Genomic DNA, 15,540 nt, shown 5'->3' on the forward strand with positions numbered 1-15,540 from the left:
GGACAGGACGGGAGGACCGACGTGACGGACGGGCAGGGTACGGCGGGCGACGGCCCGTCCGGCCCGGCGGTGCTCACCGTGACGGTGGAGCCGCTGGCCGACGGCTGCCGGCTGCTGCCGGTCGGCGAACTCGACCACGACAGCGCCGGCCCGCTCCGCGAGGCCCTGGACGATGCGCTGGGCGGCCCCGCGGCGATGGTGGCGGTGGACTGCTCCGGTCTGTCGTTCTGCGACTCGACCGGGCTCAACCTGCTGCTGCGCGCCCGGCTGGCCGCGGAGTCGGCGGGCCGGCGGGTCGTCCTGGTCGACCCGTCCCCGATGGTCGCGCGGATGCTGGAGATCACCGGCGCCGGGGAGATCTTCCAGGTGTACGCGACGGTGGCGCAGGCCGCCCGGGGCGCCTCCGGCGGGTGACCGGGCCTCCCGGTGGGGTGACCCCGCCCCGGAGCGGTGGCACAGTGGTGGAGCAGGCGAAGGGCCGGCACCCCGGCCCCTCCACAGGCGCGGAGGTACCCGGATGGACCCGTCCGCAGGGCACGTGCCGGACCAGCCGTCCCGCGGCGCCGCAGGGCCGCTGCCCGAGGACGGGCTGCGCCGGCTGCTGGAGGGCCTCACCGCCGTCCGGGACGGCGACTTCAGCACCCGGCTCCCCGAGGGCGGCCCCGGGCTGCTCGGCGAGATCGCCGGGGTCTTCAACGGCATGGCGGACCAACTGTCCCGGGTGACCTCCGAGGTGACCCGGGTGGCCCGCGAGGTCGGCACCGAGGGCAGGCTCGGCGGGCAGGCCGACGTCCGCGGGGCCTCGGGCACCTGGCGCGACCTCACCGACTCCGTCAACGCGATGGCGGGCAACCTCACCTGGCAGGTCCGCAACATCGCACAGGTCACCACGGCGGTCGCCGAGGGCGATCTCACGCAGAAGATCGACGTGGCCGCCCGGGGCGAGATCCTGGAGCTCAAGGACACCGTCAACACGATGGTCGACCAGCTGTCGGCGTTCGCCGGCGAGGTGACGCGGGTGGCCCGGGAGGTCGGCACCGAGGGCATCCTCGGCGGCCAGGCCGACGTGGCGGGAGTGTCGGGCACCTGGCGTGACCTCACCGACTCGGTCAACTCGATGGCCGGGAACCTGACGGGCCAGGTCCGCGGCATCGCCCAGGTGGCCACGGCGGTGGCCAGGGGCGACCTGTCGCAGAAGATCCGGGTCGACGCCCGGGGCGAGATCCTGGAGCTCAAGGAGACCATCAACACGATGGTCGACCAGCTCTCGGCGTTCGCGGACGAGGTGACCCGGGTGGCCCGCGAGGTCGGCACCGACGGGCGGCTCGGCGGCCAGGCGACCGTGAAGGGCGTCTCCGGGACGTGGAAGGACCTCACCGACAATGTCAACGTGATGGCCTCCAACCTGACCGGCCAGGTCCGTTCGATCGCCCAGGTCGCCACCGCCGTCGCCAAGGGCGACCTGTCGCAGAAGATCACGGTGGCGGCGAAGGGCGAGGTCGCGGCCCTGGCCGGGGCGTTCAACACGATGGTGGACACGCTGTCGGCGTTCGCGGACGAGGTGACGCGGGTGGCCCGCGAGGTCGGCACCGAGGGCATCCTCGGCGGGCAGGCGCGGGTGCCGAACGTCGCCGGCACCTGGAAGGACCTGACCGACAACGTCAACTTCATGGCGCACAACCTGACCAGACAGGTCCGCAACATCGCCCAGGTGACCACGGCGGTGGCGCAGGGCGACCTGACCCGCAAGATCGACGTGGACGCCCGGGGCGAGATCCTGGAGCTCAAGACCACCATCAACACCATGGTCGACCAGCTGTCCTCGTTCGCCGCCGAGGTCACCCGGGTCGCCCGGGAGGTCGGCAGCGAGGGCCGGCTCGGCGGCCAGGCCGAGGTCGAGGGCGTCTCCGGCACCTGGAAGCGGCTCACCGAGAACGTCAACGAGCTCGCCGGCAACCTCACCCGGCAGGTCCGGGCGATCGCCGAGGTCACCGGCGCCGTCGCCGAGGGCGACCTCACCCGCTCCATCACCGTCGACGCCTCCGGCGAGGTCGCCGACCTCAAGGACAACATCAACCTCATGGTGGAATCCCTGCGCGAGACCACCCGCGCCAACGAGGACCAGGACTGGCTCAAGTCCAACCTCGCCCGGCTCACCGGACTCGTCCAGGGCCACCGGGACCTCGCCGTCGTGGCCGAACTGATCATGGACGAACTCACCCCGCTCGTCCGCGCCCAGTACGGCGCCTTCTACCTCGCCGAGGAGACCCCGCGCGGCACCGAACTGGTGCTGATCAGCGCGTACGGGCGCGGCCCCGGCCAGGGACCGGAACGGCTGCGGCTCGGCGAGTCCCTGGTGGGCCAGGCCGGGCGCAGCCGCCGGACGATCGCCGTCGCGGACCTGCCGCCCGGCTACGCCACCGTCTCCTCCGGTGTGGGCGCCGCGCCGCCGCGCGAGCTCGTCGTGCTGCCGGTCGTCGTCGAGGACCAGCTGCTCGCCGTGCTGGAGATCGCCGCGCTGCACCCCTTCAGCAGCGCCCACCAGGACCTGCTGGCCCGGTTCGCCGAGACCGTCGGCGCCAACCTCAGCACCCTGCTGGCCAACGCCCGGACGGACGAACTGCTCGAGGAGTCCCAGCGGCTGACCGCCGAACTCCGCGCGAGGTCCGAGGAACTCCAGTCCGGACAGGAGGAGTTGCGCCGATCCAATGCCGAACTCGAGGAGAAGGCCGACCTGCTCGTCACCCAGAACCGCGACATCGAGGCCAAGAACCTCCAGATCGAGCAGGCCCGCCGCGAACTCGAGGAACGCGCCCGCCAGCTCGCCCGCACCTCGCGCTACAAGTCCGAGTTCCTCGCCAACATGAGCCATGAGCTGCGCACCCCGCTCAACAGCCAGCTCATCCTCGCCCGGCTGCTCGCCCAGAACCCGTCCGGCAACCTGACGGCCAAACAGGTCGAGTACGCGGAGATCATCCACTCGGCCGGCTCCGACCTGCTCCAGCTCATCGACGACATCCTCGACCTGTCCAAGATCGAGGCCGGCCGGATGGACGTCAGCCCCGACCTCGTGCCGCTGCGCGAACTCCTCGACCAGATCGAGGTCGCCTTCCGCCCGGTCGCCGCCCAGAAGCGGCTGGCCCTCGACGTGGTCACCGACCCGCGGGTACCGGCCGAACTCGTCACCGACCAGGCACGGCTGCGGCAGATCCTGCGCAACCTGCTCTCCAACGCCCTCAAGTTCACCGACACCGGCCGGGTCGACCTGCGCGTCGAACCCGCCGACCCGGCCGAGCTCCCCGAGGGGATCGCAGCACCCGCCCTCGCCTTCCACGTCGAGGACACCGGCATCGGCATCGCCGCCCAGCACCTGGAGTCGGTCTTCGGGGCTTTCCGCCAGGCCGACGGCACCACCGGCCGCCGCTACGGCGGCACCGGCCTGGGGCTCTCCATCAGCCGCGAACTCGCCCACCTGCTCGGCGGCGCGCTCACCGCCCGCTCCGCCCTCGGCGCCGGCAGCCGCTTCACCCTGTACCTGCCGCTCGCCGCGCCGCCCGCGCCGCCCGCCGCGGCCGCACCGACTGCCCGCCCGGCCGTCGCGAGCGCCGCGCCGACCGCGCCGGACGAGGGCGGCGGGCCACCGCCCGGGCGCCTCGCCGGGCGCACGATCCTGGTCGTCGACGACGACGCCCGCAACGTCTTCGCCCTCACCGGCATGCTCGAACTGCACGGCGCCCGGGTGCTGCGCGCCGACAACGGGCGCGCCGGCCTGGACGCCCTGCGCGCCCATCCCGAGACCGACCTCGTCCTGATGGACGTGATGATGCCCGAGATGGACGGCCACACCGCCACCGCCGCCATCCGGGCCGAACCCGGCCTCGCCGCTGTCCCGGTCATCACCGTCACGGCCAAGGCCATGCCCGGCGACCGGGACCGGAGCCTCGCCGCGGGCGCCGACGACTACGTGACCAAACCCGTCGACGTCGACCGGCTGGTCACCCTGATCGCCCGGCGGCTGGGCGGCTGACCGCCATGGCCGGCACCGCCCCACGCAGGCCGGGCCCGAGCCCCGGCGACCCCCTGGCCGCCGCGGCCCGGCTGGCGGCCGAGGTCGAGCACCTGCGCCGGACCGCCGCAGCCCGCCCGCTCACCGACCTCGCCACCGGCGTCCTGGCCGAACGCCTCGGCTGCCCGCCAGCCGAGGCCGCCGCCCAGCTCGCGACGCTGGCCCGGGCGGCCGGCCTGCCCGTCGCGGAACTCGCCGGGGAGATCGTCGCCGCTGCCGCCGGACCACCCCGCCCGGCCACCGGCCGGGACCTCCCGGCCGACCCGGCCGGTGCCGACGACGACACCGGTGCCACCTCGGACACCGGCGCCGCCGCAGCCGCCGAGGGGGCGGCACCGGAGGGCGACGACATCGCCCGCGCCGCCCTCGACCACGCCGCGGGCCCGACCGGAGTCGTCGCCCTCGCCGTCTGGGCGCACGCCCCGGGCGGCGGGCTCACCCTGGCCGGCCAGGCGGGATTCCCGGGGACGGAGGCGGCCGCCTGGCGGTACGTCCCGCCCGGCGTCGACACCACCGCCCGGCGGGCCCTGGAGAGCGGCGCCGCCCGCTGGCCGCCGGACGGCCGGCCGACGGCCACCGATGCCCCCACCCTCGGCCGCCGCGCCGCACCCTGCGGCTCGTGCTGCTGATCCGGCGCGGCGGCCACGGCCTCGGGGCGCTCGAACTCGCCTGGCCGGCCGGCGCCGCCGACCTGCCGGCCACCGCCGAAGTCCAGCTCGACGCGCTGGCCGAGGTGTGCGCGGTCGCTCTGGCCGGCCGGCCCGCCACCTCGACCGCCCGGACGGCCCCGGCGGGAGCAGCGGACACGGCGGTCGAATCCGCCGCCGTGCTCGACGCCGCGCTCGGCCAGGTGCTGCTGCTGGACGCCGTACCCGGCCCCGGCGACGCAGCAGCCGACTTCCGGATCACCGCCTTCTCGCCCGCCTTCACCGACCCGGCGGGCCGCCTGCCGCACACCCTGCTCGGCCGCACCCTCGCCGACGCCTACCCGCTCGCCTGCGCCGACGGGCTGCTCGCCCGGCTGCTGCGGGTCCACGCCACCGGTGAGCCGATCCGCGACGAGTGCCTGCACCTGACCTTCCGCGGCGACCCGGCGCCGGTCACCGTCGTGCTGCGGCTCGGCGCCGCCCGTACCGGCCGCGGGCTGCTGGTGTGCTGGCAGCCGGAGGACACCGGGAGCCGCCGGACGGCTCTGCTCCGCAACGCCCAGCGGCTCGCCCGGATCGGCGGCTTCGAGGAGGACCTGACCACCGGTGACGTGCACTGGACGGGCAGGCTGTTCGCGCTGTACGGCACGGCCCCCGACAGCACGCCCGTCCCGCTCGCCGCGCTCGCCGCCCACGTCCACCCCGACGACCGGCCCGCCGTGCGGCGGCTCGCGCACACCGTGCTGCAGCGGCACACCGAGGCCTCCGCCGTCTTCCGGCTGCTGCGCGCCGACGGCCTGACCCGCTATGCCCGGCTCGTCGCCGAACCGGTGACCACCGCCGGCGGCCGCACGGTCGGCGTCCGCGGCGCCTACCAGGACGTCACCGCCCAGCACCGCACCGAGATCGCGCTGTCCGCCACCCGGGAGCGGCTCGCCGACAGCGAGCAGGAGTCCGCCGAACGGGGCCGGCTGGCGCTGCGCCTCCAGCGCGCCCTGCTGCCCGCCGAACCGCCGCCGCTGGCCGCCGCCGGGCTAGCCGCCGCCGTCCGCTACCGGCCCGCCGCCGAGCGCGAGAAGGTCGGTGGCGACTGGTACGACGCCCTCCTGCTGCCCGACAAGAGCGCCCTGCTCAGCCTCGGCGACGTCGCGGGCCACGGCGTCGAGGCCGCCACCGGCATGGTGGTGCTCCGCAATGCGCTGCGCGGCCTGGCGATGACGGGGGCCGCCCCCGGGCAGCTCATGGAGTGGCTCAACCTGGCCGCGATGCAGCTGCCCGAGCCGACCACCGCGACCGCGGTCTGCGCCCGCTACGACCCGTCCACCCGCGAGCTGCGCTGGGCCAGGGCCGGGCACCTGCCGCCGGTGCTGCTCCGGGACGGCGAGCCGACCCTGCTGCCGCTGCCGCGCGGCGTGCTGCTGGGCGCGGCGGGCGAGCAGGCGTACGAGGAGCGGAGCACCGTACTGGCCGCCGGGGACGTGCTGTTGCTCTACACCGACGGCCTGATCGAACGGCGGGAGGGCGACGTGGGGATGCTCCGCGAGCTGCTGGCAGCGGCCGGCCCGCCCGGGGCCGACCTCGGCGAGTACCTGGACCGCCTGCTGCTCCACAGCCGGGCCGACACCGGCGACGACACCTGTCTGATCGCCGTCCGCACGGAACCGGTCTGACCCGTCCGCCGCACGCCACCGCCGGCCGGTTCCGGTGCCGGTACGGGTGCCGGCGCCGCTGCGGGCGGTGGTGTCACCCGTCGATGGGGGAGCGGGCTCGGGCGGGCCCGGCGTCGGGCCGGGATTCGGCGGTTCCGGGTCGGGGACCGGGGCGGGCGGGGTCGGCGGGACCGGGGCGGGCGGGGTCGGCTGCGGGTCGGGGCCGCCGGGGCCGGGGAGCGGCGACGGTGGCACGGGGCCGGGCGGGGCCGGGTCGGGGAACGGTCCGACGTCGGGACCGGGCGGTACGGGCACGGTCATGATCGCCTCCAGCGGCTCTCGTCCTTCCGGCGGGGCGGCCGGAGCCGTCTCCCGCGGTCTTCCACTGAGCCGCCTACCCGGCCCCACGGCCGCCATGCGGCCCCGGCCGCCCGGCCGACCGGCACGCCCACGTGTGGAGGCGGGCCCACCGGGCAGACGCCGGGCCGCAGCGCCGAACGGCCGCTGACACCTGCGAGCGAAACGGAGGCCGGCCATGGGAGACGACACCATCCGCGCCGGGCGCGATGTCCGTCAGGGCGCGGAGCAGGACGTCATCGAGACGGACGTACCGGCCAGACTCGACCGGCTGCCCTGGTCGCGCTGGCACTGGCGGATCGTGATCGGCCTCGGCACCGTCTGGATCCTGGACGGGCTGGAGGTCACCATCGTCGGCAACATCGCCGGCCGTCTCGCCCAGTCCGGCAGTGGGATCGCGATCAGCACCACCCAGGTCACCACGGTCGCCGCCGCGCTGTACGTGGCGGGTGCCTGCAGCGGAGCGCTGTTCTTCGGCTGGCTGACCGACCGGCTCGGCCGGAAGAAGCTTTTCATGATCACACTGGCGGTGTACCTGGCCGCCACCGCCGTGACCGCCTTCTCCTGGACGGCGTGGTTCTTCTTCGTCTGCCGGTTCTTCACCGGCTTCGGCATCGGCGGCGAGTACGCGGCGATCAACTCCGCGATCGACGAGCTGATCCCGGCCCGGGTGCGCGGCCGGATCGACCTGATCATCAACGGCAGCTTCTGGGTCGGGGCGGCGGTCGGCGCGTTCGCCTCCATCGCCCTGCTGAACACCGCGCTGTTCGCCACCGACCTCGGCTGGCGGCTGGCCTTCGGCATCGGCGTCGTGCTCGGCCTGGTCATCCTGCTGGTGCGCCGGCACGTCCCGGAGAGCCCGCGCTGGCTGTTCACCCACGGCCGCGCCGACGAGGCGGAGGACGTGGTCGCCGAGGCGGAACGCATCGTGGCCGCGGAGACCGGCCGCGACCTGCCACCGGCCGAGGGCACCATCAGGATCCGCCCGCGCGGCGCGCTCGGCTTCGTCACCATCGCCCGGACGGTCACCTCGCAGTACCCGAAGCGCACCGCGCTGGGCCTCGCCCTCTTCATCGGGCAGGCGTTCCTGTACAACTCGGTGACGTTCGGTTACGCGGTGATCCTCTCCACCTTCTTCCACGTGCCGGACGGCAACACCGGTTACTACTTCGCGGTGATCGCGGTCGGCAACTTCCTCGGCCCGCTGCTGCTCGGCCACCTCTTCGACTCGGTCGGGCGCAAGCCGATGATCGCCGGTACCTACATCGGCTCCGGGCTGCTGCTCTTCGGCACCGCCGCCCTCTTCGACCAGGGCCTCCTGAACGCCACCACGATGACGGTCTGCTGGACGGCCGTGCTCTTCCTCGCCTCGGCGGGCGCCAGTGCCGCCTACCTGACGGTCAGTGAGATCTTCCCGCTGGAGACCCGGGCCCTGTGCATCGCGTTCTTCTACGCGGTCGGCACCGCGATCGGCGGCATCACCGGCCCGCTGCTCTTCAACGGCCTGGTGGGCAGCGGGAAGGTGTCCGACACCACCCTGGCGTTCTGCATCGGCGCCGCGCTGATGACGCTGGCGGGCCTGGTGGAGGCCGTGATCGGGGTGAAGGCCGAACGCCGCAGCCTGGAGTCGCTGGCATCCCCGCTCAGCGAGGTCCGGGAACCCGAGACCGCCGGGACCTGACCCCGGCGCCGGGCCCGGGGGCGTCACGCCCCGGGCCCGGAACGACCACGTCCCTGCCGGTCAGGCGCCTTCGACCCAGTTCAGGGTGAAGTCGGCGAAGACGATGCCGCCGGTGCTGCCGATCTCGTACAGGTCGCCGACGGCGCCGTCGTTCAGCACGGCGGTGGTGGAGTGGCCGGTGGTGCCGGACCGGTCCGGCACGACCGGGACGTCCCTGCCGAAACCGTCCGGTGACTGCGTATCAGGAGCGATTGCCCGGAACGAGGGTGTTCTCGTTGGTGCGGCCGGCGGCGAAGTCGTCGATGTTGCGGGCGGTGGCGTCGATGATCTGGCCGACGGCGGTGCGGGTGAAGTAGGCCTGGTGGCTGGTGACGAGGACTTGGGGGAAGGTGACGAGGCGGGCCAGCACGTCGTCGCTGATGCCCTGGATGGAGCGGTCGGTGAAGAACACGCCGGTCTCCTCCTCGTAGACGTCGAGGCCCACGCCGGAGAGGCGCCCGTCGCGGACGGTCTCGACCAGGGCGGCGCTGTCGACGAGGCCGCCGCGGCTGGAGTTGACGAGGATCGCGTCGTCCTTCATCCGGGCCAGTGCGGCCGAGTCGATCAGGTGGTGCGTGGCCGGGACGAGGGGGACGTGCAGGCTCACGAGGTCGGCGCGGGCGAGGAGGTCGGGCAGTTCGGCGTAGGTCATGCCGAGTTCGAGGCAGGCCGGGTTCTGCGCGATGTCCCAGCCGAGCAGCTCGGTGCCGAACCCTGCCGCGATCCGGGCGAAGCACTCGCCGATCTTGCCCGTGCCGATGACGCCGACGGTCATGCCGTGGATGTCCCGCCCGAGCAGTCCGTCGAGGCGGAAGTCGAACTCCCGGGAGCGGCTGGCGGCGCGGGTGAGCCGCCGGTTGACGGCGAGCGCGAGGGTCCAGGCGTGTTCGGCGACCGCGTAGGGGCTGTAGTAGGAGACCCTGGCGACGGTGAGGCCGAGCTCGGCGGCGGCGTCGAGGTCGATGTTGTTGAATCCGGTGGAGCGCTGGGCGATCAGTCCGGTGCCCCCGGCGGCGAGCAGCGTGAGGGTGCCGGCGTCGAGGACGGCGTTGACGCTGCTGCTGACGACCGGGTAGCCGGCGGCGAGCGGGGCGGTGTCGCGGTTGAGGAACACGGCCAGGGTGCGGAGGGAGTGCCGGCCCGCGAAGGTCTTCTCCAGGAGCGGCTGTTCGTCTGCTTGGACGCCGTAGGCGAGGATCTCCATCCCGTCACGCTACCGAGACGGCTGCCGGAATACCGGGCATGGCTCGCTGCGTGCGGCTCCGCCGTCAGGTCCGGTGGCCACGGACATGCGGGGGCCGACGGCCCCCGGGGGAGGGCCGCCGGCCGGTGTGCGGTGGTTTCAGCCGCGGTCGACGCGGGTGCCGGCCAGCGCGGTGAGGGCGAACAGGACGGCTGCCGCGGCGAGCGCCGCGCCGCTGCCGCCGACCGTGAGCAAGGCGGTCAGCAGCACGGTCGGGCCGAGCTCCATGGCGGTGTTCAGGACGCCGCCGGCCAGCCCGGTCTGCTCGGGGGCCACCCCGTCGGTGGCGAGGACGGCGGCGCCGGCGAAGGCGAGCGCGGCACCGAAGGGCAGCACCACCAGGCCGGGCAGCAGACCCGGCAGGTAGCCGGTGTGCGGCCCCAGGTGGGCCAGGGCGGCGAGGCCCGCGGCGCCGGTCGCGAGGCCCGCGACGACCACCCGGCGGGGACCGAAGCGGCCCACCAGTGGTCCGGCCACCCGGCCGCCGACGAGCAGCGCGGCGGCGTACGGGAGGAAGGCGCCGGAGGTGGCGAGCGGGGTCCAGTGCAGCTCCTGCTGGAGGTGCAGGGTGAGAAGGAGGAAGACGGTCGCGGTGCCGCCTGCGGCGAGCAGGGTGGCGGCCAGGCCGAGCAGGCGGCGGCCGCCGCGCAGGAAGTCGAGCGGCAGCAGCGGCTGGGCGGCGCTGCGCTCGCGGAGCACGAACCCGATCAGCAGCAGCGCGCCGACGGCGAACGGTGCGGCCCATCCGCCGGTCTCGGTGCGCACCAGGCCGTAGCTGACCAGGACGGTGCCCGCGGTGGCGAGCACGGCGCCGGGCAGGTCGAGCGAGGGACGCTCGCGGCGCGGCGGGTCGGCGGGCAGCAGCCGCGGGGCGAGGACGAGGGCCGCGGCGGTCACCAGCACCGGGACGGCGAACATCCACCGCCAGGACAGCCAGCTGGCGACGGCGCCGGAGGCCAGGTTGCCGGTGGTGGCGCCCAGGACGGAGAGCCCGCCCCAGGTGGCCATCGCCCGGCCGTACGCCTGGGGGCCGGGCAGCAGGGCCCGCAGGACGGCCATGCCGGCCGGGGCGACCAGGGCCGCGCCGGCGCCCTGGAGGAAGCGCAGCGAGAGCAGGGCGGCGTAGTCGGGGGCGAGCGGTGCGGCGGCGGCGGTGAGGCCGAGCAGGACGAGTCCGGCGGTGAGGACGCGGCGGCCGCCGAGCCGGTCGGTCAGCCGTCCGCCGAGCAGCAGCAGGGCGGCGAAGGAGAGCCCGTAGGCGGCGTTGAGCAGGACCAGCCGGGCGTGGTCGAGGCCGAACTCGCGGCCGATGTCCGGCAGCGGCACGGAGATCGCCATCAGGGTGAAGATCAGTGTCGCCTGGACGGTGCCGAGCAGTGCGAAGCCGGGGCCGGTGCGGGGCCCGCCCGCGGTGGTGGATGTCGGAGCGATGGCGGTGGCGGCCATGGTCTCCCCTTTTCTTGACCGTTCGTTCCAGTATGAGGCCGTGCGAGCGGCCGCCGAGGGCGGCCGGTGGAGCGTCGGTGCGGTGGAGCAGTGGGGCTCAGGCCAGCAGGGACAGGGCCAGTCGGGCGGCGTCGGTGATCCGTGCGGGCTCGTCGCCCGCCTTGCCGATCACCCGCATGCCCTGCATCACCGTCAGCAGCAGCCGGGCGAGGGCGCGCGGCTCGCGGTCCGCCGGCAGCTCGCCCTGGGCCTGGGCCCGGGTCAGCGCGCCGGTGATCAGCGTCTCCAGGGTGTCCCAGCTGGCCCGGACCCGTCGCGCGGCGTCCGGGTCGTGCCCGGCGAGCTCGGTGGCGGTGTTGGTGACCAGGCAGCCGCGCAGCCGCCGGTCGTGCGCCGCCTCGTCGGCGAAGCGGGTCAGCACCGCCCGGACGGTCGGCAGGGCCGCCCCGGGCTGCGACAGCTCGCCGACCAGGGTGGCGTCGGTGTTCTCCCGGTAGCGGTCCAGTGCCTTCAGGAACAGCTCGTGCTTGCTGCCGTACGTCGCGTACAGGCTGGCCCGCCCGATGCCCAGGTGCCCGGTGAGATCGGCCATCGAGGTGGCCTCGTACCCGCGCTCCCAGAACAGTTCGAGCGCCGCCTGCAGGGCTGCGTCCGGGTCGAACTCCTTCGTCCTTGCCATGGGAAGACCATAGCCCAATCTGGATCGATCGGTCAAGAAAGAAGGGGAAGAGAACCCCGCCCACCGAAGCGGACGGGGTCCTGCCGGGCAACGCCCGGCCCCGGTCGCGGCGGCCCTGGCCGACGACCGGCCTCAGATCACGGTCTCGGCCTCGACGTAGCGCTCGGCCGGGACGGTCTTCAGCTCGGCCACGGCCTCGGCCAGCGGCACCAGCTTGATGTCGGTGCCCTGCAGCGCCGTGATGTGCCCGAACGCGCCCTTGTGCGCCGCCTCCACCGCGTGCCAGCCGAAGCGGGTGGCCAGCACCCGGTCGTACGCGGTCGGGGTGCCGCCGCGCTGGGTGTGGCCGAGGATGACCGGGCGGGCCTCCTTGCCGAGGCGGTGCTCCAGCTCGCGGGAGAGCTGGGTGGCGATGCCGGTGAACCGCTCGTGGCCGTACATGTCCTTGGTGCCCTCCTCCCACGGCATGGTGCCGGGCTCGGGCTTGGCACCCTCGGCGCAGACCACGATGGCGAACTTCTTGTGCCGGTCGAAGCGCTCGCGGACGACCTCGGTCAGCTTGTCGATGTGGAAGGGGCGCTCGGGCACCACGATGGCGTGCGCGCCCGCGGCCATGCCCGCGTTCAGCGCGATCCAGCCGGTGTGCCGGCCCATGACCTCGACGACCATCACGCGCTGGTGCGACTCGGCGGTCGTCTTCAGGCGGTCCAGGGCGTCGGTGGCCACCGAGACGGCGGTGTCGAAGCCGAAGGTGACGTCGGTGCAGGCGATGTCGTTGTCGATGGTCTTCGGCACGCCGATGACCGGCAGCCCGCCGTCGCTCATCAGCTTGGCGGCCTTGAGGGTGCCCTCGCCGCCGATCGGGATGATCGCGTCGATGCCGAGGTCGGCGCAGTGCTGCTTGGCCCGCTCCACGCCGTCGCGCAGGTGGCTCGGCTGGACGCGGGAGGAGCCGAGGATCGTGCCGCCCTGGGCGAGGATGCCGCTCACCGAGTCGAGGGTGAGGGGCGGTGCACACCTTCGAGGAGGCCGCGCCAGCCGTCCTGGAAACCGATGATCTCGTCGCCGTGGTCGACCACCCCCCGGTGGACCACGGAACGGATCACGGCGTTCAGGCCGGGGCAGTCACCGCCGCTGGTCAGGACACCAATACGCATTGCTTTGCAACTCCCCTGGGGGCACCTCCCAGCCGCAGGCTGGGGGAAGAACCGGAGGCCGGACTACCACCTCGGTGTCGCCACCGCGGAACGGTCGTTCCGGACATCTATGACCGAAACGACCATGAGGCACAGCATACGGTCCCTGCGTCCGGCCGGGCAGGAAGCCGAGCGGGAGCGGCATCGTCGACGCGTCCGCGCAAAACTGCGGCCGGACGCCGAGGAGGGTGGTGCGTCCAGCTCTTCCTATTCTCTTATGCAACCCGCCCGGCGGGTACCGGCTGCCCGCCATGCGGTCAGCCGGCACCCCGGGAGGTGTCTCAGGCGGGCTGCGCCGCCGCCGCGATCCGCTCCGCGCGGAGCGCGTCGTACCACGTGGTGTCGGCCGGCGGCAGGGCGCTCACGTCCAGCGCCAGCTTGATCAGCATGTCGGCGACGGCGGGGTTGCGGGCCATGACGGGCCCGTGCATGTAGGTGCCGAAGACGGTGTCGCGGAACGCGCCCTCGGTACCGTCGCCGGTGCCGTTGCCGCGGCCCACCTGCACGTTGGCGAAGGGCTTCACGCCCTGGCCGAGGTGGGTCACGCCCTGGTGGTTCTCGAAGCCGGTCAGCTGGGGCAGGCCCAGCTGGGGGTTCACGTCCGCGAGGACGTCGCCGACGCAGCGGGCGCCCTCGCCGCGGGTCGTCCAGACGTCGAGCAGGCCGAGGCCCGCCTCGCGCTCGCCGAGGTCGTTGATGAACTCGTGGCCGAGGATCTGGTAGCCGGCGCAGACCGAGAAGATGATCGCGCCGTTCTCCGCGGCGCGGACCAGGCCGCCGTCGGTGCGCAGCCGCTCCGCCGCGAGCCGCTGCGGGCGGTCCTCGCCGCCGCCGATCAGGTAGATGTCGCCGCTGGTCGGCACCGCCTGGTCGGAGCGGACGTCGATCCGGGTCACCCCGAGGCCGCGCTGGCGGGCCTGGCGCTCGACGACCAGCGCGTTGCCTCGGTCGCCGTAGGTGCTGAGCAGGTCGGGGTAGACCCACACCAGGCGCAGGCTGCTCTCGCTCATCCTCGAAGCCCTTCCTCCGTACTGCGGCTGCGGCTGCGGCGGCGCCTGCGGGGGCTGCGGCGGCTGCTGCTGGTACTGGTGCTGCTGGTACTGGTGCTGCGGGTCGGTGGGGTACGGCTGCTGGGGGTCGGTGGGGTACGACATCAGCTCGCCACCGCCTTCCGCAGCTGCTGGAACGCGGTGTAGTTGGCGATCGCCTCGATCCGCCCGGCGGGCGCGGCGCGCACCGCCTGTTCCAGGGTGTCCACGACCTGGAACTGCAGGCCGGCGACCTCCAGCCGGACGGCCAGGTCGAGCTTGCGCTGCCCCATCACGAAGATCGGGTGGCCGGCCAGGCGCTCGTAGTCGACGTCCCACAGCCAGGAGGTGTCGGTGCCGTCGGCGTCCATGGCGTTCACCGACAGCACCACCGGCGCCGGCGGCTGGTCGATCAGCGTGAAGGTCTCCAGCCAGCCGGCCGGGTTCTTGGCCAGCAGCAGCCGGACGTCCCGCCCGTGGTACTGCACGACGTCGTAGCGGCCGGCGACCGCGGTCACGGTCTGCATCCGCTCCAGCGCGACCTGCGGCGCCACGCCGAAGACCGCGGCGACCGCGGCCGAGCTGGTGGCGTTGGCCAGGTTGGCGCGGCCGGGCAGCTGGAGCTGGATCGGCCAGGCGCCGCGGTGCGGGTCGATCACGTGGGTGCCCTGGAGCGCCCAGTGCGGGTTCGGACGCCGGAAGCCGCACTGCGAGCAGAACCAGTCGTCACCGGGGCGCTGCATCACACCGCCGCAGGACGGGCACGACCAGGCGTCCTCCTTCCACGCCTGCCCGGCGGCCACCCAGACCACCTTCTTGCAGGAGGAGGCGGCCCAGGTCACCAGCGGGTCGTCCGCGTTGGCGACGATGACCGCGTCGCTGTCCTTGAGCCCCTCGCGCCACTTCTCGGCCATCATGCGGGTCTCCGCCGCACGGTCGAGCTGGTCGCGGGAGAGGTTCAGCAGCGCTATGGCCTTCGGCCGGGTGTCCCGGGCCACGGTCGCCAGGTACTTCTCGTCCACCTCGATCACGCCGAAGCGCGCGTCCGAGCCGCCGGCCAGCGCGGCCGTGATGCCGGCCGGCATGTTGGCGCCGAGCGCGTTGGACACCACCGGGCCGGCGGCGCGCAGCGCCTCGGCGATCAGCCGGGTGGTCGTGGTCTTGCCGTTCGTCGCGCTGACCAGCACCACGTCGAGGTGCTCGGCGAGGGTCGCGAGCAGGTCGGGGTCGAGCCTCAGCGCGATCTTGCCGCCGATCACCGAGCCACTGCCCCGGCCGGCCTTCTGCGAGAGGGCCGCGGCCATCTTGCCGGCCGTCACAGCGATCTTGGCACGGGCCGGCAGCGAGGCGTCGCGTGCGGCTGTGGCTTCCGAATCGGTGCCTGCCATGCTCAGTGGTTCCTCCTTGCTGCGGCACCGCCCGGGTCGTTGCGGTGACCATCGGACGGCGGGGACGGAGCTCAGCCTACCCACTCCGGCCCGCGGCTCTGAGCCCCGGACCCTGTGCGGC

The 15,540-nt window shown here is 74.1% G+C and carries 11 protein-coding genes and 1 pseudogene; 5 read left to right on the forward strand and 7 right to left on the reverse strand.

Features of this window, described 5'->3' with window-relative positions; genetic code table 11:
* The first annotated feature begins 21 nt into the window (after positions 1 to 21).
* From ABEB13_RS34750 to ABEB13_RS34770, 5 genes are all read left to right on the forward strand, one after another.
* Positions 22 to 414 (forward strand): STAS domain-containing protein, encoded by a 393-nt coding sequence (locus ABEB13_RS34750; protein WP_345708660.1) that lies wholly within the window; start codon positions 22 to 24, stop codon positions 412 to 414.
* 103 nt (positions 415 to 517) lie between these two features.
* Positions 518 to 4,027, forward strand: a complete 3,510-nt coding sequence (locus ABEB13_RS34755) for a HAMP domain-containing protein (RefSeq protein WP_345708661.1) — start codon at positions 518 to 520, stop codon at positions 4,025 to 4,027.
* 5 nt (positions 4,028 to 4,032) lie between these two features.
* A complete protein-coding gene (locus tag ABEB13_RS34760; protein ID WP_345708662.1) occupies positions 4,033 to 4,695 on the forward strand; it encodes an ANTAR domain-containing protein in 663 nt (220 codons plus the stop codon).
* Positions 4,686 to 6,383 carry a SpoIIE family protein phosphatase gene (locus tag ABEB13_RS34765; RefSeq protein WP_345708663.1) on the forward strand — a complete coding sequence of 566 codons (1,698 nt, stop codon included), beginning with the start codon at positions 4,686 to 4,688 and terminating at the stop codon, positions 6,381 to 6,383. The genes ABEB13_RS34760 and ABEB13_RS34765 overlap by 10 nt, the downstream gene beginning before the upstream one ends.
* Before the next feature lie 514 nt (positions 6,384 to 6,897).
* A complete protein-coding gene (locus tag ABEB13_RS34770; RefSeq protein WP_345708664.1) occupies positions 6,898 to 8,400 on the forward strand; it encodes an MFS transporter in 1,503 nt (500 codons plus the stop codon).
* A 60-nt stretch (positions 8,401 to 8,460) separates the two neighbouring features.
* Here the strand turns inward: ABEB13_RS34770 and ABEB13_RS34775 are convergent, their stop codons facing one another.
* The 7 genes and pseudogenes from ABEB13_RS34775 to ABEB13_RS34805 form a co-directional block, all read right to left on the reverse strand.
* Complete coding sequence (locus tag ABEB13_RS34775; RefSeq protein ID WP_345708665.1) at positions 8,461 to 8,601, reverse strand: hypothetical protein; 141 nt, start codon at positions 8,599 to 8,601, stop codon at positions 8,461 to 8,463.
* 40 nt (positions 8,602 to 8,641) lie between these two features.
* Complete coding sequence (locus tag ABEB13_RS34780; protein WP_345708666.1) at positions 8,642 to 9,643, reverse strand: 2-hydroxyacid dehydrogenase; 1,002 nt, start codon at positions 9,641 to 9,643, stop codon at positions 8,642 to 8,644.
* A 138-nt stretch (positions 9,644 to 9,781) separates the two neighbouring features.
* The gene (locus ABEB13_RS34785) at positions 9,782 to 11,128 is read right to left on the reverse strand and encodes an MFS transporter (RefSeq protein ID WP_345708667.1); all 1,347 of its coding nucleotides are present in this window, start codon (positions 11,126 to 11,128) and stop codon (positions 9,782 to 9,784) included.
* 97 nt (positions 11,129 to 11,225) lie between these two features.
* Positions 11,226 to 11,807 (reverse strand): TetR/AcrR family transcriptional regulator, encoded by a 582-nt coding sequence (locus tag ABEB13_RS34790; RefSeq protein ID WP_100887169.1) that lies wholly within the window; start codon positions 11,805 to 11,807, stop codon positions 11,226 to 11,228.
* A gap of 132 nt (positions 11,808 to 11,939) precedes the next feature.
* A pseudogene (locus tag ABEB13_RS34795) lies at positions 11,940 to 12,964 on the reverse strand (6-phosphofructokinase).
* Between the two features lie 320 nt (positions 12,965 to 13,284).
* Positions 13,285 to 14,013 (reverse strand): type 1 glutamine amidotransferase, encoded by a 729-nt coding sequence (locus tag ABEB13_RS34800; protein ID WP_345709930.1) that lies wholly within the window; start codon positions 14,011 to 14,013, stop codon positions 13,285 to 13,287.
* 143 nt (positions 14,014 to 14,156) lie between these two features.
* Positions 14,157 to 15,419, reverse strand: coding sequence for a MurT ligase domain-containing protein (locus ABEB13_RS34805; protein ID WP_100887167.1), 1,263 nt, complete (start codon positions 15,417 to 15,419; stop codon positions 14,157 to 14,159).
* Positions 15,420 to 15,540: the final 121 nt, after the last annotated feature.

The sequence above is a fragment of the Kitasatospora paranensis genome, from assembly GCF_039544005.1.
Classification (GTDB): domain Bacteria; phylum Actinomycetota; class Actinomycetes; order Streptomycetales; family Streptomycetaceae; genus Kitasatospora; species Kitasatospora paranensis.